Source organism: Methylobacterium sp. 10, assembly GCF_000519085.1.
Lineage (GTDB): Bacteria > Pseudomonadota > Alphaproteobacteria > Rhizobiales > Beijerinckiaceae > Methylobacterium.
Window position 1 is genome coordinate 4,565,351 of record NZ_KI912577.1, and the last position, 24,513, is coordinate 4,589,863.

The 24,513-nt window shown below is 67.7% G+C and carries 23 protein-coding genes; 10 read left to right on the forward strand and 13 right to left on the reverse strand.

All coding sequences use genetic code 11. The features are described 5' to 3' along the window. The first annotated feature begins 34 nt into the window (after positions 1-34). The 4 genes from K368_RS0121520 to K368_RS0121535 all read left to right on the forward strand — a co-directional run bounded on the left by K368_RS0121520 (position 35) and on the right by K368_RS0121535 (position 5,160). Positions 35-1,624 (forward strand): ABC transporter substrate-binding protein, encoded by a 1,590-nt coding sequence (locus K368_RS0121520; RefSeq protein WP_027174150.1) that lies wholly within the window; start codon positions 35-37, stop codon positions 1,622-1,624. A gap of 70 nt (positions 1,625-1,694) precedes the next feature. Then, positions 1,695-2,636, forward strand: coding sequence for an ABC transporter permease (locus K368_RS0121525; RefSeq protein WP_027174151.1), 942 nt, complete (start codon positions 1,695-1,697; stop codon positions 2,634-2,636). A 17-nt stretch (positions 2,637-2,653) separates the two neighbouring features. Next, a complete protein-coding gene (locus tag K368_RS0121530) occupies positions 2,654-3,532 on the forward strand; it encodes an ABC transporter permease (protein WP_027174152.1) in 879 nt (292 codons plus the stop codon). Then, positions 3,529-5,160, forward strand: coding sequence for an ABC transporter ATP-binding protein (locus tag K368_RS0121535; RefSeq protein WP_027174153.1), 1,632 nt, complete (start codon positions 3,529-3,531; stop codon positions 5,158-5,160). Before K368_RS0121530 ends, K368_RS0121535 begins: the two co-directional genes overlap by 4 nt. Before the next feature lie 83 nt (positions 5,161-5,243). Here the strand turns inward: K368_RS0121535 and K368_RS0121540 are convergent, their stop codons facing one another. From K368_RS0121540 to K368_RS0121565, 6 genes are all read right to left on the reverse strand, one after another. Next, complete coding sequence (locus tag K368_RS0121540; RefSeq protein WP_027174154.1) at positions 5,244-5,996, reverse strand: amino acid ABC transporter ATP-binding protein; 753 nt, start codon at positions 5,994-5,996, stop codon at positions 5,244-5,246. A gap of 28 nt (positions 5,997-6,024) precedes the next feature. Further along, complete coding sequence (locus K368_RS0121545; protein WP_027174155.1) at positions 6,025-6,876, reverse strand: amino acid ABC transporter permease; 852 nt, start codon at positions 6,874-6,876, stop codon at positions 6,025-6,027. After that, positions 6,873-7,619 (reverse strand): amino acid ABC transporter permease, encoded by a 747-nt coding sequence (locus K368_RS0121550; protein WP_027174156.1) that lies wholly within the window; start codon positions 7,617-7,619, stop codon positions 6,873-6,875. Before K368_RS0121550 ends, K368_RS0121545 begins: the two co-directional genes overlap by 4 nt. Positions 7,620-7,740: 121 nt before the next feature. After that, positions 7,741-8,571 (reverse strand): transporter substrate-binding domain-containing protein, encoded by an 831-nt coding sequence (locus tag K368_RS0121555; protein WP_027174157.1) that lies wholly within the window; start codon positions 8,569-8,571, stop codon positions 7,741-7,743. Between the two features lie 129 nt (positions 8,572-8,700). Next, the gene (gene solA / locus K368_RS0121560) at positions 8,701-9,870 is read right to left on the reverse strand and encodes an N-methyl-L-tryptophan oxidase (RefSeq protein ID WP_027174158.1); all 1,170 of its coding nucleotides are present in this window, start codon (positions 9,868-9,870) and stop codon (positions 8,701-8,703) included. 227 nt (positions 9,871-10,097) lie between these two features. Further along, positions 10,098-10,643, reverse strand: coding sequence for an XRE family transcriptional regulator (locus K368_RS0121565; RefSeq protein ID WP_245259640.1), 546 nt, complete (start codon positions 10,641-10,643; stop codon positions 10,098-10,100). A gap of 338 nt (positions 10,644-10,981) precedes the next feature. On the opposite strand from K368_RS0121565, the gene K368_RS0121570 reads away from it, so the two are divergent. From K368_RS0121570 to K368_RS27635, 6 genes are all read left to right on the forward strand, one after another. Next, positions 10,982-12,289: an MFS transporter gene (locus tag K368_RS0121570; protein WP_197031089.1), complete on the forward strand. Its 1,308-nt coding sequence runs from the start codon at positions 10,982-10,984 to the stop codon at positions 12,287-12,289. Positions 12,290-12,412: 123 nt separating this feature from the next. Next, positions 12,413-12,811: a Rid family detoxifying hydrolase gene (locus tag K368_RS0121575; protein ID WP_027174161.1), complete on the forward strand. Its 399-nt coding sequence runs from the start codon at positions 12,413-12,415 to the stop codon at positions 12,809-12,811. Continuing rightward, positions 12,808-13,377 (forward strand): MOSC domain-containing protein, encoded by a 570-nt coding sequence (locus K368_RS0121580; protein WP_081739637.1) that lies wholly within the window; start codon positions 12,808-12,810, stop codon positions 13,375-13,377. The genes K368_RS0121575 and K368_RS0121580 overlap by 4 nt, the downstream gene beginning before the upstream one ends. Before the next feature lie 3 nt (positions 13,378-13,380). Beyond that, positions 13,381-14,328: a PDR/VanB family oxidoreductase gene (locus tag K368_RS0121585; RefSeq protein WP_027174163.1), complete on the forward strand. Its 948-nt coding sequence runs from the start codon at positions 13,381-13,383 to the stop codon at positions 14,326-14,328. Positions 14,329-14,378: 50 nt separating this feature from the next. Beyond that, entirely contained in the window at positions 14,379-15,581 is a 1,203-nt protein-coding gene (locus K368_RS0121590) for a Zn-dependent hydrolase (RefSeq protein ID WP_027174164.1), read from the forward strand. A 160-nt stretch (positions 15,582-15,741) separates the two neighbouring features. Next, the gene (locus tag K368_RS27635; RefSeq protein WP_280940245.1) at positions 15,742-15,867 is read left to right on the forward strand and encodes a hypothetical protein; all 126 of its coding nucleotides are present in this window, start codon (positions 15,742-15,744) and stop codon (positions 15,865-15,867) included. Here the strand turns inward: K368_RS27635 and K368_RS0121600 are convergent. The 7 genes from K368_RS0121600 to K368_RS0121630 all read right to left on the reverse strand — a co-directional run bounded on the left by K368_RS0121600 (position 15,864) and on the right by K368_RS0121630 (position 24,423). Then, complete coding sequence (locus K368_RS0121600) at positions 15,864-16,787, reverse strand: hypothetical protein (RefSeq protein WP_027174166.1); 924 nt, start codon at positions 16,785-16,787, stop codon at positions 15,864-15,866. The genes K368_RS27635 and K368_RS0121600 overlap by 4 nt on opposite strands. Before the next feature lie 85 nt (positions 16,788-16,872). After that, complete coding sequence (locus K368_RS0121605; RefSeq protein WP_027174167.1) at positions 16,873-17,139, reverse strand: hypothetical protein; 267 nt, start codon at positions 17,137-17,139, stop codon at positions 16,873-16,875. A 27-nt stretch (positions 17,140-17,166) separates the two neighbouring features. Then, positions 17,167-19,383, reverse strand: a complete 2,217-nt coding sequence (gene paoC / locus K368_RS0121610) for an aldehyde oxidoreductase molybdenum-binding subunit PaoC (RefSeq protein ID WP_027174168.1) — start codon at positions 19,381-19,383, stop codon at positions 17,167-17,169. 3 nt (positions 19,384-19,386) lie between these two features. Further along, a complete protein-coding gene (locus K368_RS0121615; RefSeq protein ID WP_027174169.1) occupies positions 19,387-20,337 on the reverse strand; it encodes a xanthine dehydrogenase family protein subunit M in 951 nt (316 codons plus the stop codon). Next, positions 20,334-20,969, reverse strand: a complete 636-nt coding sequence (gene paoA, locus K368_RS0121620; protein ID WP_036266584.1) for an aldehyde dehydrogenase iron-sulfur subunit PaoA — start codon at positions 20,967-20,969, stop codon at positions 20,334-20,336. Before paoA ends, K368_RS0121615 begins: the two co-directional genes overlap by 4 nt. Positions 20,970-21,380: 411 nt before the next feature. After that, entirely contained in the window at positions 21,381-22,262 is an 882-nt protein-coding gene (locus K368_RS0121625; protein ID WP_036266585.1) for a type 1 glutamine amidotransferase, read from the reverse strand. 313 nt (positions 22,263-22,575) lie between these two features. After that, on the reverse strand, positions 22,576-24,423 hold the full coding sequence (locus K368_RS0121630) for a glycoside hydrolase family 15 protein (RefSeq protein WP_155935276.1): 1,848 nt from the start codon (positions 24,421-24,423) through the stop codon (positions 22,576-22,578). Positions 24,424-24,513 lie beyond the last annotated feature (90 nt).

Here is a 24,513-nt window from a genome sequence, read left to right on the forward strand (position 1 = left end):
CGAGAGCCGCATCGCGGCGTTGGGGAGGAATTCCATGGACAAGGCGTTCAGGACGGGTTTCCGGGCGGCACTGGCCCTCGCTGCGATGGCGGCCGGAGCGGTCACGACCGAGGCGATGGCGCAGGCCAAGCCCGTCACCATCCGCGCCGTGATGCATTCGGGCCTGCGGATCACCGACCCGATCATCACCACCGCCTACATCGCCCGTAATCACGGTTACATGATCTACGATACGTTGTTCGCCACCGATGCGACTTTCAAGGTCCAGCCGCAGATGGTGAAGGATTACAGCGTCAGCGACGACACGCTGACCTACACCTTCACCTTGCGCGACGGATTGAAGTTCCACGACGGCACTCCGGTGACGTCGGCCGATTGCATCGCCTCGCTGCAACGCTGGGGCAAGCGCGACAGCATGGGCCAGAAGCTCATGGCCTACACCGCCTCCCTCGACGCGGTGGACGACAAGACCTTCACCCTCAAGCTGAAACAGCCCTACGGCCTCGTTCTCACCTCCCTGGGCAAGCCGTCCTCGAACGTGCCGTTCATCATGCCCAAGCGCATCGCCGAAACACCGGCAGACAAGAACGTGCCGGAGGAGATCGGCTCCGGCCCGTTTCGCTTCGTCAAGGCCGAGTTCCAGCCCGGTTTGAAGGTGGTCTACGAAAAGAACCCGGATTACGTGCCGCGCAGCGAGGCGCCGAGCTGGACCTCCGGCGCGAAGGTGGTGAAGGTCGACCGGGTCGAGTGGCTCAACATCCCCGATTATCAGACTGCCGTGAACGCCCTCATCAACGGCGAGATCGATTACATCGAGCAGCCGCCACATGACTTCCTGCCTATCCTGAAGGCAGGGGCGGGTGTGCAGATCATCAACTACAATACGCTCGGCGTCTCTGGAATGCTCCGGATGAACTGGGTCAACCCGCCCTTCGACAACGAGAAGATCCGCCAGGCCGTGCTGCTGGCCGTCAACCAGCAGGATTACCTCGACGCCCAGATCGGCGACCCGGACTACATGGTGCCGTGTCTCGCAATGTTCGTCTGCAACACGCCCAACGCCACCGATGCCGGTGCGCCCAAGACTGATCTCGCCCGCGCCAAGCAACTGCTGAAGGAGGGCGGCTATGACGGGAAGCCCATCGTCGTGATGCAGCCGACGGACCTCGCCATCGCCGCGCCGCTGGGGCCGGTGACCGCCCAGGCACTGCGCAAGATCGGCATGAACGTCGATCTGCAATCGATGGATTGGCAGACCCTGGTGGGACGCCGGGCCAAGCAGGATCCGGTGGACCAGGGCGGCTGGAACATCTTTCACACGACCTGGGTCAACGCCGACATGCTGAACCCGGTGAGCAATGTCGGCGTCAACGCGCGCGGCCGCAACGGCGGCTTCTTCGGCTGGGCGGAGGATGCCGAGATCGAGAAGATGCGCGACGCCTACGCCCTTGAGATCGATCCGGCCAAGCAGGTCGCCATCGCAAAGATGGTGCAGCAGCGGGCCTACGCGGTCGGGATGTACTACCCGACCGGCCAGTTCATCAGCCCGCTGGCGGCCGGCCCCAAGCTCAAGGGCATCCTCGAAGCCCCCGCGCCGGTATTCTGGAACATCGAGAAGAAGTGACGTTCGCACGGCCTCCCCTCCCCCGTGGAAGGGGGGATCCGCACCTCGATCCGAGAACCCGGAGATCTGAATGGGTCGCTTTCTCGCCGGACGCCTCGCCGCCACTCTTCCCGTCATGGGCGTGGTGGCGGTCATCGTGTTCCTGCTACTGCGGCTGGCGCCGGGTGATCCCGCCGCCATCCTCGCGGGGGATGCCGCGAGCCCCGACCAGATCGCTGCGATCCGGGCGCGGCTCGGCCTCGACCAGCCGATCCTGACCCAGTTCCTGTCCTGGATCGGCCGTCTGCTTCATGGCGATCTCGGCGCGTCGATCATATCGAACCAGCCCGTCGCAAAGCTCATTCTGGAGCGGATCGAGCCGACGCTGGCGCTGGCCACCACCACCATCGTCTTCGCCGTCCTCGTGGCGGTCCCCCTCGGGGTGCTGGCGGCGTGGTGGCACGGCACCTGGGTCGACCGGGCGGTGATGGCGGTCTCGGTGCTCGGCTTCTCGGTGCCGGTCTTCGTCCTCGGCTATCTCCTCATCTTCGGCTTCGCCATGCAACTGCGCCTTCTGCCGGTGCAAGGCTATGTCAGCATCACCGAAGGCGTCTGGCCGTTCCTGTCGCGGCTGATCCTGCCGACGCTCACCCTCTCGGTGATCTACATCGCCCTCATCGCCAGGACCACGCGCTCCAGCGTGCTGGAGGTCCTGGGCGAGGACTACATCCGCACCGCCCGCGCCAAGGGCATCGGCGAGACGCAGGTGCTGTGGCGCCATGCCCTGCGTAACGCGGCGGTGCCGGTGATCTCGGTGATCGGGTTGGGCATCGCGCTCCTGATCAGCGGCGTCGTCGTCACCGAAAGCGTCTTCAACCTGCCCGGCCTCGGCCGCCTCACCGTCGATTCGGTGCTCGCCCGCGACTATCCGGTCATCCAGGGCGTGATCCTGCTGTTCTCCGCCCTCTACGTGGTGGTCAATCTCGCCATCGACCTGTCCTACCTGCTGTTCGATCCGAGGATACGCTATTGAGCGGCGAGGATCGGACGATGCCCTCCCCCATCCCCTCCTCCCTGGCCTCACGGCTCGCGACGCTGCCACCGGCCCTGCGCCATCCGGGCGTGCTCTTCGGGCTCGCCGTCCTGCTGGTCGTCGGGCTCGCGGCGCTGGCGGCACCATTCCTCTGGACCGGCGACCCGATCCTGCTGCGGCCCCGCCTGCGCCTGAAACCGCCGTCGAGCGTGGCCTGGCTCGGGACCGACGCATTCGGGCGCGACGTTTGGACCCGTGTCGTCTACGGCGCCCGGGTGTCGCTCACGATCGGCTTCTCGGTGGCCGCCGCCGCCGTACTCATCGGTCTGTTCATCGGGCTCGTGGCGGGCTACCTGCGCCGCCTCGACGCGGTGGTGATGCGGATCATGGACGGCATCATGGCGATCCCGTCTATCCTTCTCGCCATCGCCATGGTGACCCTGTCGGGAGCCGGCATCGGCACGGTGATCGTCGCCATCGCCATTCCCGAGATCCCGCGGGTGGCGCGCCTCGTGCGCAGCGTCGTCCTGTCGGTGCGCTCGGAGCCCTATGTCGAGGCCGCCATCGGTGCCGGCACCCGCCTGCCGATGCTGCTGATCCGCCACGTTCTGCCCAACACCATCGCGCCGCTGATCGTCCAGGGCACCTATGTCTGCGCCTCGGCGATTCTGACCGAGGCGATCCTCAGTTTCCTCGGCGCCGGCATTCCCACCGAGATTCCGAGCTGGGGCAACATCATGGCCGAGGGGCGCCAATCCTTCCAGATCGCGCCCTGGGTGATCCTGTTCCCGGGCCTCTGCGTCGCCGCCACGGTGCTCGCCGTCAACATCATCGGCGACGGTCTGCGCGATGCCCTCGACCCGCGCACCGCGCGCCGCTTCGGAGCCTTGCGATGATCGGAGCCTCGGTGCGTTCGGAACCTGTCCTGTCCATCACCGGCCTCACCGTTCCGCTGCCGCGGGGCGCCGACCGGGCCAACGCCATCGAGGGCCTGTCGCTCAGCGTGGGTCCGAACGAGATCGTCTGCGTCGTCGGTGAATCCGGCTCTGGCAAATCCATCACCGCGAGTGCGGTGATGGGGCTCCTGGCGCCGAACCTGTCGCCGTCCGCCGGGCAGATCCTGTTGCAGGGCGAGGATGTGCTGAAGATCGGCCCCGCGCGCCTGCGCGCCCTGCGCGGCAGCCGCATGGCGATGGTGTTCCAGGAGCCGATGACGGCCCTGAACCCCGTGCTGAAGGTCGGCGACCAGATCGCCGAGATGCTGGAAGCGCATTCCGGCCGGGGCGGCCGCGAGGCGCGGCGTCGCCGCGTTCTCGACCTTCTCGGCGATGTCCACCTGCCCGATCCGCCGAGCCTCGCGAAGGCCTACCCGCACCAACTCTCCGGTGGCCAGCGCCAGAGGGTGATGATCGCCATGGCGCTCGCCAACGACCCGGCCCTGATCATCGCCGACGAGCCGACCACGGCGCTCGACGTCACCACCCAGGCGCAGATCCTTAAGCTGCTGAAGGAACTCCAGGCCCGCCGCAACGCCGGCATCCTGTTCATCACCCACGATTTCGGCGTCGTCTCCCAGATCGCCGACCGGGTGGTGGTCATGCAGAAGGGGCGTCTCGTGGAGGAGGGCAGCGCCGAGGATGTGCTGACCCGGCCGCGCGACCCCTATACCCGCATGCTCATCGCGGCGGTTCCCCGGGCCGAGCCGCCGCCTCCCCGGCCACGCCGGCAGCCTTCGGCGCCGATCCTCGCTGTGCGTGACCTCACCAAGACCTATGGCGGACGCGGTCTCTTCGGTGGCGGCCGCGCAGTGACGGCCCTGGACGGCGTCAGCCTCGCGCTGCAACCAGGGGAAACCCTCGGCATCGTGGGGGAATCGGGCTCGGGCAAATCGACCCTGGCGCGCTGCGTCGCCCGCTTCGTCGATCCGTCCGCCGGTCATATCCGCATCGGTGGCGACGACATCGCCCTGTTGCCGACGCGGGAACTTCGCCCCTATCGGCGTCGCGTCCAGATGGTGTTCCAAGATCCCTACCGCTCGCTCAATCCACGCCGGACGGTGGGGCAGTCGATCATCGAGGGACCGATGAACTACGGTCTGTCGAAAGAGGCGGCTTGGGCGCGCGCGACGCGCCTCCTCGATCTCGTCCATCTCGATGCCGGCGCGCTCGACCGCTATCCGCACGAATTCTCCGGCGGCCAGCGCCAGCGCATCGCCATTGCGCGGGCGTTGGCCATGGAACCCGATGTGCTCATCGCGGACGAGGCTGTGTCGGCCCTGGACGTCTCGGTGCAGCGCCAGGTGCTGGAATTGCTGGAGGATATCCGCGAGCGTCTCAACCTCTCGATCCTGTTCATCACTCACGACCTGCGCGTGGCCGCACGCCTTTGCGACCGCCTCGTGGTCATGCTCGGCGGACGGATCGTCGAGGAAGGGGCGACCGCCGCACTCTTCGCCAACCCGCGCCATGCCTATACGCAGGCACTGTTCGCAGCGGCTCCCAAGCTCCGTGTTGCGCAGGAGTGATTTTGGGTCGCAAGCGACAAGTCCCTCACCCAAGAGCAAGGGGGCGATATCCACAGTTTGTCTGACTACTCTCGAACGGGCTTCTAAAGGACCTGGGAGAGAAATCGTCGCGTGCGCGGATCGACGGCGGACGAGAACAAAGTCTCGGGCGGCCCGTGCTCGACGATGACACCGCGATCGGTGAAGTAGACGTGGTCGGCGACCTCGCGCGCGAAGTTCATCTCGTGGGTGACGAGGAGGCAGGTCATGCCCTCCTCCGCCAGCTCGCGGATGGTAACCAGCACCTCCTTGACCGTCTCGGGATCGAGGGCGGCTGTGACCTCGTCGAACAGCATCACCTCCGGCCGCATCGCGAGGGAGCGGGCGATGGCCACGCGCTGCTGCTGACCGCCCGACATCTCGCCGGGATAGGACGCCTCCTTGCCGGCGAGGCGCACCTTGGCGAGGAGCGCCCGCGCCCGAGCCTCGACCTCCTGCTTGTCCTGGCCGAGCACGTGGATGGGCGCCATCATGACGTTCTGCAGCGCCGTCTTGTGCGGGAACAGGTTGTACTGCTGGAACACCATGCCGACCTTGCGGCGCAATGCGAGCTTGTCGAGTTTCGGGTCGACCACTTCGATCCCGTCGACCCGGATGGTACCGGAGGTCACCGGAACGAGGGCGTTGATGCAGCGGATCAGCGTCGACTTGCCCGAACCGGACGGCCCGATGATGCAGACGACTTCACCCCGGCGCACGTCGAAGCCGATGCCCTTGAGAACCTCGGCCTCGCCGAAGGACTTGTGCACGTCGCGCAGCTCGATGATCGGCGCATCGGCGGTCGGGACCTTCAGCATCGGGGACGCACCATAGGGAACACTGGCCTCACGCGGTCTCGAAGCGCCGCTCCAGGCGCGCCGTCAGCCGGTCGATCGGATAGCAGTAGAGGAAGAAGCACAGCAGGGCGAAGCCGTAGAGGGGCGCGAACAGTTCGGGCCGCCCGCCTTCGGCGGCGTGAACCTGCGCCGTCAATGTCAGCATCTCGGTGACACCGACGATGGAGGCCTGCACGGTGGCCATGGCGATGAGGGCGTAGACGTTCATCCAGGGCGGCAGCATCCGCTTGAGGCATTGGGGCAGGATGATCCGGAACAGCGTCTGGCGCCGGGTGAAGGCCAGGGATTCGGCCGCCTCCCACTGGGTGGCCGGCACCGAGCGCACGGCGCCACGCACGATTTCGGCGACGTTGGCCATCACCGGCAGGGCGAACCCCACCGTCGCCTTGACCCAGTCGGGCAGCGGCACGCGCAGGCCGAACACCGTGACCTGGAACGGCACGAGAAACATCACGAAGAACAGCAGCACCAGCCAGGGCACGTTGCGGAAGAACTGCGTCACGCCCCAGGCGATGCGGCGCAGGACCGGCCCCTCGCTCACCAGGGCGAGCCCCAGCCCGAGACCCGCCCCCGTGCCGAGGAGCATCGCCACGAGCGAGATCACGACGTTGAAGGCAAAGCCCGTCAGCAGCAGCGGCGCCCAGCGCAGGACGACCTGGAGCGGCGACAAGACCGCGTCCGCCCCTTGCGCGAAGGCCGGCGCCACGAGGACGAGGCCGGCGAGCCACGCCCCGACGAGCCACCCTTGGGCCGGGCTGAGGGCGAACCGGGTCCGCGTGCGCGAGACCCGGAACGGCAGCAGGACCGGCAGGTCGCTGGCACTCGGCGGTGGCGCCCTCACCGGCTGTAGCCCGGGATCCGCAAGGCCCGCTCCCAGCGATGCATGATCCAGACGAGGACGCCGACGAGGACGGCGTAGGTCGCCAGCAGCACGATCATCATTTCCAGCACGTTCTGCGATTCCGACCAGATCTGCTTCACCGCATAGAGCGTCTCGGGCACCGCGATGGCGTAGGCCAGGGTGGTGGTCTTCAGCAGGTTGATGAGGTTGTTGTTGAGGGCCGGCAGGCAGACGCGGAGCGCCAGCGGCAGGACGATGAAGAGATAGGCCTTCAGGCGGGTATAGCCGAGGGCCTCGGCCGCCTCGATGGTGGTACGCGGCACCGCCTCGATGCCGGAGCGGAAGATTTCGACGTTGAAAGCGCCGGCGAACAGCGCCAGCGAGACTATGGCCCATTGCACGTTGTCGAGGATCGGCACGCGCAGGCCGTCGGCGGTCTCGGCGGCCGGCAGCAGGGTCCCGAGCCCGAAGTAGAAGAAGAAGATCTGCACCAGCGGCGGCGTGTTGCGGAACACCACGACGAAGCCGTTGACGAGTCCGCGCAGGAGCCGCGACGGGCCGCCCTGAAGCAGGGCCCCCACAGCGCCGATGACGAGGCTCGCCAGGATCGTCGTCACCGCCAGCAGCAGGGTCGTCTTCAGACCGTTGACGTAGCGGTCCCAGTCGTAGGGGTCATAGAAGACGGTGAAGTTGAAGCCCGTGGTGTCGTAAAGGGTCCGGAACCAGTTCGGAACGGCGTCCATCGTGTTCCTCAAGACGGCGGGTCGATCGGCCCGGCGCGGCTCGGAGTGCCTCACGAAACTCCCGACCGCGGCCGGTTCTCGCCCTGAACCCTACCGCGCGGCGGGAGTTTCGTTAGAGACCTCAGTTGGTCGCGTTCTTGTACTTCTCGTGCATCGCCTTCGAGTATTCCGTCGGCTCGATGCCCCACTTCTTCTCGCCTTCAATGATGAAACCGGATTTCATCCAGTCCTTGGTCGTGGCCTCCATCATCGTCTGCAGCGAGCCGTTGCCGGGCGCCACCGCCATCATCCAGGGGGCGTCGAGGATGCCCTTCAGCGGCAGGGCGTAATCCGCCTTCCAGTCGGCGTCGAGGAGCTTCCCCTGCAGCATGCTCTGATCGTAGACGTAGCCGAGGCAATTGCCCTGCTTCATTGCGAAGAGCGGCTTCTCGGAGCCGTCGAAGGCGACGATCTCCGCGCCGTAGGTACGGGCCACGTCCTTATTGTACCAAGCGCCGGAGGTGGCGCAGAGGGGCTTACCCTTCAGCTGCGCCCAGTCGGTGATGCCGGCCTTCTTCGGCAGCATCACGTTGACGAAGTCGGAATAGTATTGCGGGTCGATGGCCTGCACCACGCGGCGGCGCTCCGGCTTGTCCGAGAGCGTGGCGATGAGGAGGTCGACCTTGCCCTGCTGCAGGAACTCGATCCGGTTGGAGGAGACCACCGGCACGAGTTCGAGCTTCACGCCGAGGCGCTTGGCGACGTCGGCGGCGAGATCCGGTTCCAGCCCGATGATCGCGCCGCTCGGATCGCGGAAGCCGAAGGGACGGTAATCCGCCTTCACGCCGACGATGAGCGTCCCGCGCTGCTTGATCGCCTCGATCCCATCCGCAGCCGTTGCCAAGGAGGCTGAAAGCAATGTTGCCGCTGCGAGCAGACCGGAGCCGAGGAACGCCATTGTCGGCTTGCGCATGAAACGACACCTGTGCTTGGGACATCCGGGTCGACCGGATACGAGACCCGGGCGCGACGATCGCTCTTCAGAGAGAATGCCTTGTCCGGTTCGCCCGGGTCAAGCAATCGGCAGGCCATCCTGTGGGGATCAGCCGAACCGTGCGAGCGAATACGGTTCGAGGTCGATCCGCCCGCTGGCCCGAACCATCTCGTCGGCCACGACCTCGCCGATCCCGGCCGAGTGCTTGAAGCCGTGCCCTGAGCAGGCGGAGACGACGAGGACCCGGTCCATCCGCGGGTGGCGGTCGATGATGAATCCGCGGTCGGGGGTCACGGTGTAGAGGCAGGCGGCGGCCTGGGTCACCTGCGCTGTCGCGCCGGCGAGCCGGCCCGCCACATGGTGCCGATGCATGGCGGCGGATTCCTCGGGACTGACGACACGGTCCAGGGCCTCGGCCCGCGTGGAGGTCTCATACTGTTCGGTGGCGACCTTGATCTGGGTCTCGCCCGGCAGGGGCGGGAAGCCGTAGAGGTAGTCCGTTTCGCCGGAACCGTGCATCCATATGAAGACCGGTGACTCGGGGCCGTAGGCCGAGGCGTCGTCGAGGGCGTACCAATGCAGCAGCTGGCGGTTGACCGCGAGCAGATCCGTGAAAGGCGCGCCCAGGAGGGGCGCGGTCCAGGCTCCTGCCGAGACCACCACCTGATCGGCCAGGACGACGCCGCGGTCGGTCTCGATCCGGACTCCGCCCGGCTCCTGGAGGATCGACAGCACCGTCGTCCCGGTGCGGATCGTGGCGCCGAGCTCGCCCGCCCTGCGCAGCTGCGCGGCGATGCAGCGCTCGGGGCGCACATAGCCGCCGCCCGGCTCGTAATAGGCCTTCTCGTCGCCGCTGAGATTCAGGAATTGTGGGAAGCGGCGCGCGACCTCGCGCCCATCGAGAATTTCGTGCGGGATCGCGAAGGCCCGCGCGGCATCGATCGAGCGCCCGACGAAATCCGGCTTGCCGTGGTGCGAGGTGACACCGCTGCCCGGCCCCATCACCAGGGCGCCGCAGGCGGTCAGCAGCGTCTCCCCGGTCTCCGCCTCCAGAGCGCGCCAGATCCGGTGCGAAGCCAGGACGAGGGGGACGTAGTCGCGGCCCTCGCCGACGGCCTGCCGGGTGATGCGGCTCTCACCGTGGCTCGACCCCAGAGCATGCGGCGGGGCGAAGCGATCGAGGCCGACCGCTTTCGCGCCCTGCAGCCCCAGTTGATAGAGGGCCGCGCTGCCCATGGCGCCAAGGCCGACGACGGCGATGTCAAAACGGTCTTCCATCGCAGGATGCGCTCCGATCCGCACTCAAAACGTTCTGTGTTTCGCGTGAAAGCAAATGGCTTGCGAGGCAATGCGCTGGGCCGCATGCCAGGGGCCATGCACCGATGGATCGGCACTTTGGAGCGCTCGACCGCTGAACCGGCAGGTGATTGGGGTGTCCGCCGTGGAGGTGGTGTGCGCCGGATCTATGCAACCCAAGCGAAGACCTGAGGTCCTGACAGGGATCGCTACCGAGCGCGGGACGGATCGATCACGAGGATATACTCGCAAGGTTCCGTGCCGAGATTCGTGAAAGCGTGCCCGGCATCGGCTTCGAAGTACAAGCTGTCCCCCGTCTCTGCGACGACGATCCGGTCGCCGATCACGGCGCGCAGGCGGCCGCGCAGGATGTAGATGTATTCCGAGACGCCGGGGCGATGCGCCGTGAACTCGCCCGTGCTGCCACCGGGCGGCAGGGTGTTCAGCACCAGATCGATGCCTCGGCCCGGCAGGACCGGCGACAGGCAGCGACGCAGGAAGCCCGATTCTTCGTCCCGAAGGACGGGTTGGCGGCGCGCCGGGATCAGCAGAACCTCGAGTTCGGTCGCCGGGGCCATCAAGCGCGAGAAGGTCACGCCGAGGGCCTCCGCCAGGCGGGAGAGCACTGCGGTCGATGGCACCGCCTCGGCCCTCTCGATCTTCGAGATCATCGAGCGGCTCACGCCGGATCGCGTCGCAAGCGCCTCCAGGGACAGGTGGAGCTCCCTGCGGCGGCGACGGATTTCCTCCGACACATAGATCTGGGAACTTGTTTCCGCCGCGGTTTGCGCCGGGGCAACCATCTCCCTCACCGACATGCCGTCATCCACTCCCATCCTCCCGGTAGATCGGCAGTATGGCCGTGCGGGTCAGCTTTACCCCTGAATAGTGGATCGTCACGACGTTTGCACGCGCCCCATCGCGCGACGTCCCGGCCCTCCCTGCGCACCCCGATGCAGCCGCGCGCGCAGGTGTGCTCCCTGACCTCGTCAGACGATCGCTGCCGCATGTGGCACGACGATTGCCTCCACATCAGTGGAAATTTCTCCAAGTTCGTGGAGGGCAGATCATTATGGCCAGTGCGGCGATCGCGATGGAGGCCGATATCGGCCTCGACCGGAACGAGGTGTCCCTTGCGGACCGACGGCAGATCGTCTGGTCGAGCGTGATCGGCACGACGGTCGAATGGTACGACTTTCTGATCTACGGCACGGCCAGTGCCCTGGTGTTCAACAAGCTCTTCTTTCCGAGCATCGACCCCGTCGTCGGGACGATCGCCGCCTTCGGCTCCTACGCGGTCGGCTTCCTCGCACGCCCTCTGGGCGGCATCGTCTTCGGCCATTTCGGCGACAAGATCGGCCGCAAGGCCATGCTGTCCCTCACCATCATGATCATGGGCCTCGGCACCTTCCTGATCGGCTGCTTGCCGACCTATGCGCAGATCGGCGTCTGGGCGCCGATCCTGCTCGTCACCCTGCGGCTGGTTCAGGGCATCGGCATCGGCGGTGAGTGGGGCGGCGCGGTCCTGATGGTGGTCGAGAGCGTACCGGCCCATCGGCGGGGCTTCTTCGGGAGCATCGTCCAGCTTGGCTATCCCTTAGGCGTCATCCTCTCCATCGGCGCCTTCGCCCTGGCGGGGCTGATGCCCGAGGCCGAGTTCTTGTCCTGGGGCTGGCGCCTGCCGTTCCTGGCGAGCGCCCTCCTCGTCGGGGTCGGACTCTTCATCCGGCTTCGCCTGCACGAGACACCCTCGTTCCAGCGTGTGAAAGAGCGCGCCGCCGTGGCCAAGATTCCTGTCGTCGAGATCCTCACCGAACATCCCCGCACCTTCCTGAAGGCTGTCGGCCTGAAGGTGTCGGAGATCGCCTATGTCAGCATCGTCACGGTGTTCTCGATCTCCTACGTGACGGGGAAACTCGGCCTGCCGCGCAGCGTCATCCTCAACGGCATCCTGGTCGCGGCGATCATCGAGCTCTTCACGATCCCAATCTTCGGATGGCTGTCGGACCGCTACGGCCGCCGCACCCTGTTCGTCGTCGCGTGCCTGTTTTCCATCGTCTTCGCCTTCCCGCTGTTCCAGCTTCTCGATACCCGCGATCCGACCATCATCACGCTGACCGTCGCGGTGGCCCTGAGCTTCGGCCAGGGCATCATGTTCGGGACGGGGGCGGCCTGGATGTCGGAGCTGTTCGATGCGCGTCTGCGCTACAGCGGCGCCTCCCTCGGCTTCCAGGTCGGGGCCGCCCTCAGTGGTGGTTTCACGCCGCTCATCGCCGCCGCCCTGCTGACCTGGAGCAGCGGCGCGACCTGGCCGATCTCGGTCTATCTGATCGTGCTGGCCTGCGTGACGCTGGTCGCCGCGTTCCTGTCGCCCGAAACCGCGCGACGGCAGATCGACTGAGCCGTTGGACCGACCAAGCTCGGCGCACGACTGAGAACTTCGGCGCCGCCCCTCCTTCACAGTGGATATTTTTCTAGTATCGTAGATGCACCCTAGCAGCTCCGTTCACCCCGAGGAAAACGAATGAACCGAACCATCATCGAGACGGACAAGGCCGCTCCGGCCGCCGGACCCTATGCTCAGGCGACCCGTGTCGGCGATCTCGTCTTCGCCTCGGGGCAACTCCCGATCGACCCGGAGACGGGCGGGTTTCCCGACGGCATCGCGGCGCAGACCAGGGCCTCGCTGGCCAATCTCGCGGCGGTTCTGGGGGCGGGTGGCGCGAGCCTGGCGACGGTGGCCAAGACGACGGTGTTCCTGAAGGACATGAACGACTTCGCCGCCATGAACGCGGTCTATGCGGAGCACTTCCCCGGCGATGCCCCGGCGCGCTCGACGATCGAGGTCGCCCGGCTGCCCCGCGACGCCATGGTCGAGATCGAAGCCATCGCCCTCGCGACACGGCCGGAGACCACGCGATGACGGACGCATCAGCCCCCCGCATGGTCGAGGCATTCGCGCACCCGGCCGGTTCGATCGCTGTCGGCGTGCCTGGTGGAGCCGTGGGATGGCGGGGCAGCCTGCTCAACATCCATACCGCTTCGGCGGCGAGCTACGAGATGGAGGAGCGCGCCGAGGCTCGGTGCGTCGCCGGACGCGGCATCGAGGGCGACCGCTACTATCTCGGTTCCGGCACCTATTCGCCCAAGCCCGACACCCGTGAGGTGACCCTGATCGAGCAGGAGGCCCTCGATGCGATCAACCGCAACGACCCGCCGCTCCAGAGCGGCCCCCTGCACATCGCGCCCATCGACCATCGCCGCAACCTCACGGTGCGCGGCGTGCCGCTCAACCATCTTGTGGGACGTCGTTTCCGTGTGGGCGAGGTGATCCTGCGCGGCGGACGGCTGAACTTCCCCTGCAAATACCTCGAGGAACTCCTGGGTCAGCCGATCTACCTGCCTCTCTACAACCGCTCGGGCCTCAATTGCGGAATCGAGCGCGGCGGCATCATCCGGGTCGGCGATACGATCGAGATGGTGGACTAGCCCGTGAGCGCGCGCCTGGTCATGAAGCTGCAGGTCGCGGCGGCTGTAGCGACGACGCCCGACGTGCTGCATCTCACCCTGGTCCATCCGCGACGGCCGGAACTGCCGGCCTGGACAGCCGGCGCCCATGTCGATCTTCGGCTGCCGCATGGACGCGTGCGCCAGTACTCGCTCTGCGGCGACCCTGCCGATCGCGGTCGATACGAGATCGCAATCAAGCGCGAGGACGCGGGACGCGGGGGTTCGGCCTGGGTGCACGGCAACCTCGGCATTGGCTCGGTCGCCGACGTCTCGGCGCCCCGCAACAACTTCCCCCTCGCACCCGCTGCAAGGCGCCACATTCTCGTGGCGGGCGGCATCGGCGTGACGCCGCTCCTCGCCATGGCGCGTACGCTTGCGACGGACAGGGCGGAGTTCGCGCTGCATGTCTGTGCGCGCTCCGCCGCCGATGCGCCTCTTCTCGCGGATGTCCGCGCGATCTGCGGTGACCGACTTCAGATTTGGTTCGCCGATGACGGTCGACGCCTCGATCCCACGCGTCTCGGCGACTTCACTGTGGACACGCACGTCTATGCCTGTGGTCCAAGGCGTCTCACCGACGCCGTCCAGTCTGCCCTCGACGCGCAGGGCTGGCCGCCGGAGCAGGTCCATGTCGAGCACTTCGCCCCCCTCTCGGACGAAACCTTCCAGCCCGAGCCGTTCGAGGCGCGCATCGCATCCACCGGCGCCCTGCTTCAGGTGCCTGCAGATCGTTCGCTCCTCGACGTCCTGCGGGAGCACGGCGTCTCTCAGCCCGCCTCGTGCGAACTCGGAGTCTGTGGCGCCTGCGAGTGCGGCTACCGCGACGGCACGGTGATTCATCGCGATGCCGTGCTATCGGTCGGGAAACGCCGGGACCGGATGACGCCGTGCGTCTCGCGCGCTCAGGGCAGCGTGATCCTCGATCTCTGAGAGAGGGTGGTGAGGTGACCACCGAACGCGATCAACCGCCTGGACCCACCATGACCGAGATCGAGACCGACACCTTCCTGGCCGACCTGTACGCCTTGCGCGAGATCGGACGGTTCCGCACCGGCGTCCACCGGCCAACCTTCTCGCCTGAGGATATGCAGGCGCGGCGCTGGCTGATGGATCGGCTCGAGGCCTGCGGTCTCGAGGCGTCGATCGACGGCATCGGCAACGTGCTCGGGCGTCATCGCGGCCCAGGGCCCCACCTCCTGGTGGGCAGCCATATCGAGACCCAGAACGAGGCCGGCTGGCTCGACGGGGCGCTCGGCGTCGTCGCCGGATTGGCGCTGGCCCGGGCCGGGCTTCCCGTCGACGTCGTCGCCTTCGCGGACGAGGAGGGTCACTTTTCAGGCGGTTTCCTGGGAAGCCGCTCGGCGATCGGTGACCTGACCGAGGCCGAGATCGACGCCGCCCGCAACCGCACCGACGGCACGCCCCTGCGCGTGGCGCTCGAATCCAGCGGTCTCGCCCATCTACCCCGCATGCGGCTCGATCCCGCCCGCTACCGGGGCTTTCTCGAACTGCATATCGAGCAGGGCACGCAGCTCGAATCCGCCGGCCTGCATCTCGGCGTGGTCAGTGGCATCGTGGCGATCTGGCAGTTTCAGATCGTGTTCGAAGGCAACCAGGATCATGCCGGCGGCACAACCATGGCCGAGCGCAGGGATGCGGGGCTCTCGGCGGTGCGCCTGCTCGCGGCCATCGACCGGGAGTTCCCCAAGGTGTGTGGCCCACACAGCACCTGGACGACGGGACGGATCACCCTGGATCCCGGCGGTTACAGCATCATCCCGGGCCGCGCCGAGGTGGCCTTCCAGTTCCGCGACGTGTCGATCCCGGTGCTGGAGCGGATGGAGGCTTGCCTCGACGCGCTGGTGCGCGAGTCGAACCGGCGGGAGCGCTGCACCGCCACGCTCACCGCCCTGTCGAAAGCGATCCCCGCCCCTTGCGACCCGACCCTGATGCGGGCCCTCTCGGAGGCGGCCGAGCAGGTCTGCCCCGGCCGTTGGCAGGTGATGCCCTCGGGCGCCGGCCACGACGCCCAGAACGTCGCCCGCATCCTGCCGGCCGCCATGCTGTTCGTCCCGTCGATCGGCGGCATCAGCCATCACTGGGCGGAGGATACCAGCGATGCGGACTTGGCCTTCGGCGCGCGCGCGCTCGGAGTGGCGGCGGCGCGGGTGCTGGTGGAGTAATCCGGTCCTACGTTCCCCGGGTACCCGTCCGCGCTCCCGTCGCAAACCCGTCGCAGTGGGCCAGGAGAGGACTTTGGATGTCGGCGATGGGACCGACTCAAGCCGATGGAGCTGCGCGGCAAACTTCCGCTTTCGGACCGACACCCGCGAGGCGGCTCTGATGACGACATCATCCGCCCCCGCCCTGGCACCGTACGACACCGACGTCATCGTCGTCGTAGCAGGCCCCGTCGGCCCGAAGACGGGCTGCGCGCTTCATCCAAGCGCGGACGCCGGCGATCCCTAGCGACGGGGCAATTCTCCGGTATGAAGCAGATGCCGCACATCCTCGCCGACCTGGTTGACCGCGCCGATCCGCTCGATGAGTTGGGCGGGGCGGCTGCCGCGCAGGCCCGCCAGCGTTAGCGTCCCGTCGCGGACATAGGTGTAGACACCGCTGACCGCGAACGCCGAGGCATGGGCGACATGCTCGTTCAGCCCCGCGGTCGCGACCGCGAAGGCATCGGACGCGTAGACGGTACGCCGCTCCAGGGGCGAGCCGAACGCCAGTTCCAGGACTGCGATCAGCCGGCGTTCGCTCGGCACCGCGTGATCCACGTTCGGCGCCGGCGGAGCGGGCTTCGCGTTGTCGTAGGGCTCAGGAAGGTGAAACCGCACCTTCAGGACCGCGGCCTCGGCGGCGAGGGAGCGGGCCAGCCCGGTGATGCGCTCGCCGAACGCCGCCGCGTCACCGTGCGAGGCGCCGAAATGGATCTCGATCCTATCGAGGCCGTCGTCCCCGTTCGGGGACGGCTCGGCCACGCGGTCCACCAAGGTCGTCGAGCCGTGCGGGAGCGCATACGCGACCGTGGCGGCGAACATGTTCTGCTCGTCCGCAAACAGGATCGGGCATGCCTCGGTGAAGGCCGCCTGGTCCGAGGCGGAGCGGAACCCGATCTCGACGCCCCCGTCCAACTCGTAGTCCGCAAACGGCCCGATCCCCTCGACCCGTGGCCATAGATGCGCATCCTGCGCACGATCAAGATGCCGTTGCACGTACCACCCGAGCCCGGGAATGCGCGCACACAGGGGCCCGTGCACGTCCCGCCAGTAGGTCGCGAAGAGCTCATGCGGCACCCGGGGGCGTCGCAGCACCGTCGTATAGGTGTTGATCGCGATGGCGGCGTCGCGTTCGGCGTAGTCGACGGTCGTGGTGAGCCTGGGCATGGTTGGTCCTCATCGTCAGGTTCGTGGAGTTGCTCAGGCCGCCGGGGCGTCCTCGACCCGGTGCCGGAGCCAGACCGTGCCGCCCTCACGGGTCTCTCTGTGTGGAGGTGCCGGAGCCACCGGCCGGTGGCGGGCTTTTCTCGCTGGGCTCGCCATGGTGGTCGAAGGGGCTCGGCACCCCGGCGAGGCCGTCGATGGGGGGGCTCATCAGCAGGCTGATCTCGTCGATCAGTCCGGCCTTGAGGAAGGTTCCGTCGATCGTGTCTGGGGACCGGGCCTTACCCTCGGCGATCTCCGCCCTGGTCGTGCGACCGACGATCCGGCCCTCGCCGTCGAGGCGACCGTCCACCACCTCGTACTGCCGATCCCCAAGGCGCGCTCATGCCGCCTCCGGCATGTGGTCGAGAAGCTTGTCGAGGGTGATGGGATAGTCGCGCACCCGGATGCCGGTGGCGTTGTAGACGGCGTTGGCCACCGCCGCGCCGACGCCGCAAATGCCGAGCTCGCCGACACCCTTGGCCTTCATCGGCGACGAGATCGGATCGACCTCGTCGAGGAAGATCACCTCCTGGTGCGGGATGTCGGCGTGCACCGGCACCTCGTAGCCGGCCAGATCGTGGTTGGCGAAGAAGCCGCGCTCCGTATCGACGACGAGTTCCTCCATCAGCGCGGCACCGGTGCCCATGGTCATGCCGCCAATGACCTGGCTGCGGGCCGATTTCGGATTGAGGATGCGACCGGCGGCGCAGACCGCGAGCATGCGCCGGACACGGATCTCCGCGGTATGGACGTCGACCCCCACCTCGACGAAATGCGCTCCGAACGTCGATTGCTGGTAGGTCTTGGAAAGGTCGCCGAACTCGATGGTGTCCTCGACCGTCAGGCCGCCCTGGGCCGCATCGCCGAGCGGTACGGCGCGGTTGCCGGAGCGGACATGGCCGTCCTCGAAGACCGCATCGGCCGAGTTGATGCCGAGGCGTTGGGCCACGGCCTCGCGCAGCTTCATGCAGGCCGCGTAGACACCGGACGTCGACGAGTTCGCGCCCCACTGGCCACCCGAGCCCGCCGAGGCCGGGAAGCTGGAGTCCCCCAGCCGCACCACGACCTTCTCCAGCGGCACGCCCATCATCTCGGCGGCCGTTTGGGCGATGATGGTGTAGGTGCCCGTTCCGATGTCGGTCATGTCGGTCTCGACCGTGACCGTCCCCTGTTCGTCCAGGCGAACGCGCGCACCGGACTTCATCACCATGTTGTTGCGGAAGGCGGAAGCAACCCCGACGCCGACGAGCCACTGCCCGTCCCGGACCGTGCCGGGCTTGGCGCTGCGCTTAGCCCAGCCGAACTTCTCCGCTCCCAGCTTGAGGCACCCGACGAGGTCGCGATGCGAGAAGCGGCGATCCGGGGCGTGGGGGTCGACCTGGGTGTCGTTGCGGACGCGGAACTCGACGGGGTCGAGGCCGAGCTTCTCAGCCATCTCGTCCATGGCCGCCTCCAGGACCATCAGACCCGGAGCCTCGCCAGGCGCGCGCATCGCGTTGCCCTCGGGCAGGTCGAGAAGTGCAAGCTTCATCGCCGCGAGCCGGTTGGCGCCCGCGTAGAGGAGCTTCGTCTGGCTCACCGCCGTCTCGGGATCGCCGTCGGGCAGGTTGCCTGAGGTGCTCTCGTGGGCGATGGCCGTGATCGTGCCATCTTTGGTGGCACCGATGCGCACCCGCTGGATGGTGGCGGGGCGGTGGGTGGTGTTGTTGGCGATGAGGGGGCGGGTCAGCGCGACCTTCACCGGACGTCCCGCTGCTTTGGCACCGAGCGCCGCGAGGACCGCATCAGCGCGCACGAACAGCTTGCCGCCGAATCCGCCGCCGACGAAGGGGGAATCGATCCGGACGTTCTCCTTCGGGATGCCGAGGATCTTGGCAACGCTGCCATGGCCCCAGGCGATCATCTGGTTCGAGGTCCAGAGGGTGACCTTGTCGCCGTCCCAGGCCGCGACGGTCGCGTGCGGCTCCATCATGGCGTGGCTCTCGTCGGCGGTCGTGTAGGTCGCGTCGACGGTCACGGGCGCCTTGGCGAAGGCCCCCTCGAAATCGCCGACGCGCTCCTCGCCGTTTCCGCCGCTGCCCTCGCCGCTGTCGCCGGGAACCGGCTTTGCTCCCCTTGCCTCGGCGGCGAGATCGAACTTGCCCGCCTCGGGGGCGTAGTCGACCCCCACGAGGAAGCTGGCCGCACGGGCCTCCTCGAAGGTCTCGGCCACCACCACCGCGATGGCCTGGTGGTAGTGCTGCACCTGGTCGCCGCCGAACAGGTAGGCGGTATTCATCGTGCCGCGTTCGAGGCGGGGCGTGTCGAGGGTCGTGACGATGGCAAGGACGCCTGGCGCGCGCTTGGCTTCGTCGACCTGCATCGCGCGGATGCGGCCCTTGGCGATGCCGGCGCCGATCACGTAGCCGTAGGCCTGGTTCGCCGCCACGTCGTGGCGCTCGTAGGCGAAGGGCGCCGTGCCGGTGGTCTTGTACTTGCCGTCGATCCGGTCGGTCGGCTTGCCGACGACCTTGAGCTGGTCGATGGGGTTCTGGGTGGCGGGGGTATCGAACTTCATGGCTCAGGCCCTTGCTTCGGTGATCGCAGCCATCAGCGTGCGCTCGGCCAGCTTCAGCTTGTAGGCGTTCTCGTGCGTCGGCTTGGCGCCGGCGAAAGCCTTGTCGGTCACCGCCTTGGCGCCCCGGGCCATGTCGGTTTCCGCCGCCTCGACCCGCCAGGGCTTGGGGGCGACGCCGCCGAAGGCGACCCGGCCGGACCCGTCGGGCTGCACCACCGCCGCCACCGAGACCAGGGCGTAGGCGTAGGAGGCGCGGTCGCGGACCTTGCGGTAGATGTGCGTCCCGCCGAGCGGCTTCGGCAGGGTGACCGCGGTGATGAGGTCACCCGGCTTCAAGGCCGTCTCGATCTGCGGGGTATCCCCCGGTAGGCGGTGGAAGTCGGCGATGGCGATCTTTCGCGTACCGCCCTTGGCATCGACGGTCTCGACGGTGGCGTCCAGGACCCGCATGGCCACCGCCATGTCGCCCGGATGCGTGGCGATGCATGCTTCACTTGCGCCGATCACCGCCAATTGGCGGCTGATACCGTCCAGGGCCGAGCAGCCCGAGCCGGGCTGGCGTTTGTTGCAGGCCTGGGCGGTGTCGTAGAAATACGGGCAGCGGGTGCGCTGGAGCAGGTTGCCGGCGGTGGTCGCCTTGTTGCGCAACTGGCCCGAAGCGCCGGCGAGCAGCGCCCTGCTCAGCACGCCGTAATCCTTCCGCACCCGCGCATCGGCGGCAAGATCGGTGTTGCGCACCAGGGCACCGACCCGCAGGCCGCCCTCCGGCGTCGGCTCGATGGTGTCCAAGCCGAGCGCGTTGACGTCGACGAGGTGGGCCGGGGTCTCGATCTGCAGCTTCATTAGGTCGAGCAGGTTGGTGCCCCCGGCGATGAACTTGGCGTTCGGGGTGCGGGCGACCGCGGCAGCGGCTTCCGCAGGCGAGCTCGGACGCTCGTAGGTGAAGGACTTCATGCGGGCCTCCCGGCGACTTCGGTGATCGCCTCGACGATGTTGGAATAGGCGCCGCAGCGGCAGATGTTGCCGCTCATGCGCTCGCGGATCTCGGCCTCGGTCACCTGAGAAGCGGCGTTGAGGTCGGCGGTCACGTGGCTCGGGATGCCGGCCTTGATCTCGGCCAGGACCGCCACACCGGAGCAGATCTGGCCAGGCGTGCAGTACCCGCACTGGTAGCCATCGTGCTTGACGAAGGCCGCCTGCATCGGGTGCAGAGTGTCCGGCTGGCCGAGCCCCTCGATGGTGGTGATCTCTGCGCCCTGGTGCATCACCGCCAGCGTCAGGCAGGCATTGATGCGCCGTCCATCGACGATCATCGTGCAGGCCCCGCACTGGCCGTGGTCGCAGCCCTTCTTCGAGCCGGTGAGGTGCAGGTGCTCGCGCGCCGCGTCGAGCAGGCTGGTGCGGGTGTCGAGCTCCAGGTCCCGGTGCTGGCCGTTCACCGTCAGGCTGACCTTCATGCGTGTCGGTCGGTCCATGGGGGTAGTCTCCGCGTGGGCTCCGCGCGGGAGCGAGGTCAGGGCGGCGGCGGCACTCCCGCCGGCCACCAGTTCGCGTCGGTTCAAGTCGAAGTCTCCAGAACCTGTCATGTGTTCTCCCAGCCGACGGCGTATGCGGCACGGCTATCCGACGGTAGACGCCCTGCGCCGCCCCAGGGCGGACGTGGCTGTCTGGATCCAATCTAAGCTAGCGCTCGATTCGACCTTAATCAGGGGTCGAAATCGGCATGCCCTGATGAGTCGCACTCATGAATCAGCCGCGAGCCCGTTCTGTTCGGATGCGGGCTACCGATGAGCGCTTGCCTCTCGGGCCAAGTCCCATGAGGCCGATGATAAGGCGCAGGCCGCCGGCGAGAAGGGAAAGCAGGACGTCCTTTGCAGGCGTTCCGAATTGTTCGGACAGGCCGCGAAAGAACTGGAGGACAAGGTCGCAAAGCTCCGTAAAACGGCTGCCTAAGCGCACCGGCGGGACAACGGTCGCTTCAGCGGGTGACAGGCGCGTCACCGGCGCCCGTTCCGCATCGGGATAGCCAGCGCCTCGATGAAGTTGGCAATCTCGACCTGCCTGTTGCTCTCGTCCGTGACCTGATCGTCCAGCCCAAGCCGCCATGCGAGGTCGCGCCGGGTGGGCTCACGGTGAAGCGCTTCGACGAGGTCGGCCTGGTCCTCGACCTCGCGCCGGGTGCGCGCCAACCCGCTCTCGACGAGATCCTCCGCCTGGCGGCGCAAGGCCCCGGTGACCTCGTCGAGGCCGATCTCCGGATGGTACTGCACGCCCCAGAACGTACCGCCGTCATGTCGGATCTCCGCAGCCTGCACGATGGTGGACCGATTCAGCGCCAGCAAGGTCGCTCCGTCCGGAAGCGTCTCGACCTCGTCCGTATGGATGCTTGGCGCGTCGTAGGCGGTGGGCCGCCCCTTAAGCAACGGATGCGACCGCCCGGCCTCGGTCGGGACGATCCGTCGCGCGAAACCTGCCTCGGGGCCGTTCCGGTTCTGCCTGACGGTGCCACCTGCTGCGACCGTGGCTACCTGCAGGCCGGCGCAGGATCCGAAAGACGGTGTCCCCGATCCGAACAGTGCGCCCATGAAGACCAGCGAGCGCCTCACCTCCGGCGTCTCCTCGTAAAGGGATAGCGGCGACCCCGACAGGAAGACCGCGTCGTATCCGCCCAGGGTCTCTCCGTGCGGAAGGGCACAGTCCGCGTCCGCCGGCATGATCCGGTGGCAGACGGCCCCCGGTGCAAGGCGCCCCAGGATCTCGAGGTAGGTCTCGCCCGACGAGCGCCCCACGCTGTCCCGGCGCTTTTCGCGGGCGTCCGGTGGTTCGCTCTCCGCAACGAGGAAGCGCAACCGTGGCGTCGATACCTGCAAGGGAACCATGCTCCGGGGAGCCGCTCCCCTGGACGCGAACCCGTGGCCGTCTGCGCCGTTCCGCTGCCGGCGAACCTGCCGCAGGCCGCATTGCCCCCTCGCGAATGACGAGCACCCGGCTTCCCGAATTGACGGTCAGGGGGGTGAAGTCGGGCGCGCCGCCGTTGGTCGAAAGTCCGAGGGCCTCATGCCGTTGAGCCTGGCGCAGAGAGGTCCCGACGCGCTTGCGTTCCCCCCTGCAGGCATGCGCCTTGGTTCTCTCCGCGAGTTCGCGGGTCCGTTCAACCACACGCTCGTCATGGTTGAGCACGGAGAACTGAAGTCAGCTCACACGGCGGATCACCGGGGCGGTGCGCGCCTCGGTCTCGCGGAGCGAACGGTCGGCGTAGGTGCCGTGCACCGCGGCCCGGCCGCCATGGGCGTAGAGTTCGAGCACCAGGGCGGAGTGGATGAAGGCCAGGTGGCTGAAGGCCTGGGGGAAGTTGCCGAGGAAGCTCTGGTCCTCCGCCACCTCTTCGGCATAGAGGCCGACATCGTTCTGCAAAGCCCGCAAGGCCGCGAAACGCGTCTGTGCCTCATCCCCCCGGCCGAGCCAGGCCAGGGCGTCCACCAGCCAGAACGCGCAGATCAGGAACGTGCCCTCGTGCCCCGGCAGGCCGTCGTCGCTGCGGTAGCGATAGACCAGCGGACCGTGGCCCAGACGGGCGATGATGGTGTCCACGGTGCGGGCGAAGGCCGCCTCGTCGACGGGGAAGCCCACCATGGGGGCGATCAGCAGAGCGGCGTCCACGTCGTCGCTGCCGATGAATTGCGGATAGTAGCCCTCTGCGTGGATGCCCTTGCCGTTGACGCGCTCGACGATCCGGTCCCGCTCGGCGCACCAATCCGGCCGCTCGCCGAAGAGGCGGATGGCCCGGTCCAGCGCCACCCAGTTCATGATGGCGGCATGAAGGTAGTGCTCCTCGGGCTTGCGCGGCTCCCAGAGCCCGGCATCCTTCTCGTGCCAGTGGGCGGCGGAGAAGTCCGCGAGGCGGATCGCCTGGTCCTGCGCCGCGTCCGAAATGGTGCCGCCGAGACGCTCGTAGAGGTAGAGCAGGTCGAGGACCTGACCGTAGGCGTCGCTTTGGTGCTGTTCCGACGCCAGGTTGCCGTGATTGACCGGGCGGCTGCCGCGCCAGCCCTCGAAATGCCCGATCTCGCGCTCCATCAGGTCGGCCTCGCCGGCAACCGCATAGAGCGGCCGGAGACCGCCGCCCTCACGCTCGGACAGGGTGCTGACAAAGCCGAAGAACGCCTCGGCCTCCGCCACCATGCCGAACTTCTTCAGGACGTAGAACGAGAGGCAGGCATCCCGGATCCAGCAGAAACGGTAATCCCAGTTGCGGATTCCGCCGATTTCCTCGGGCAGGGAGGTGGTGGCGGCCGCCACGATGGCGCCGCTCGGCGCGTAGGTGAGCGCCTTCAGGGTCAGGGCGCTGCGGGTGAGCTCGTCGGCGAAGGGGCCGTCATAGAGGGCGCCCGCCGCCCAGCCGGCCCAGGCCCGGCGGGCCCGCTCCATCAGCTCGCGCGCCGCTGGAACACCGTCTGCTCTCACACCGTCGTGCCAGGTGCCGGACGTGTAGAGGGCGAAGCTGCGCGCCTCGTCGCCTTTCACGGTGAAGCGCGCGACGGCCCGCCCATCCTCGGCGGCAAATCCCGTTTCCGACACGAGGCTGGGCAGGCCCTCCCCCGTGATGAGGCCGTCCGCGATGGCGAGGTCGGCGAAGGTTTCCGCGAAGCCCGCCAGCGGCCGGTACTCGGCCCGAACCGGCACGGCACCCGAGACTCCGGCGACGAGGCGGATCAGGCTCGGATGAGCCTCCCCCGGTTCCGGCGCGACCATGAAGTCGTGAAGCGTCAAGACGCCTGACGCCGTGGTGAAGGCCGTCTCCAGGATGTTGGTGCGGGCGAGATACATCCGCTGGGTCTCGAAGGGCTCATCGGGCTGCACGACGAAGAAGCCGCCGCGGGTCCGGTCGAGAAGCCGCGAGAAAACCGGCTCGGCATCGAAGCGCTCCAGGCAGGCCCAGTCGATGGAACCGTCCCGCGCCACCAGGGCAGAGCCATGGCAATTGCCCAGGAGGGCATAATCCTCGATCCGCTGGTAGTCGCGCGCGTCGGGCGTCGTCATGACGGTGATGGTCTCCTTCAGCGCGCCGATGCGTGGCGCCGGTATGCCCGTCCCCGTCTCACGGCGGCGAGCGGGGTTATCGTCGTCCAG